The sequence below is a fragment of the Peribacillus sp. SIMBA_075 genome, assembly GCF_046534585.1.
The window spans coordinates 1-245 of record NZ_JAWRYN010001362.1; the positions used below are offsets into that span (position 1 = coordinate 1).

Here is a 245-nt window from a genome sequence, read left to right on the forward strand (position 1 = left end):
CTGCGAGGTGGAGCACCCATTTCCTTGATGTTCCAAAGTTTGGCAGGCTCTCAACGTGCGAATGATGCCTTTGGGGTCAGCAAGGAGATTTTGGACGAAGCGATGGAGCTGATGCTGCGCAAAGGGACAGCTACAGGACCGAACGTCATGTACTTTGAAACGGGCCAGGGCTCAGAGGTATCCCTGGAATCCCACGAGGGTGTCGATATGCAAACGTTGGAGGCGCGTACGTACGGTTTTTGCCG

At 54.7% G+C, this 245-nt stretch carries 1 protein-coding gene; it reads left to right on the forward strand.

Features of this window, described 5'->3' with window-relative positions; genetic code table 11:
* Positions 1–245 (forward strand): ethanolamine ammonia-lyase subunit EutB (gene eutB, locus SB775_RS32785; protein ID WP_410865469.1); only part of this gene is annotated, 245 nt, incomplete at both ends.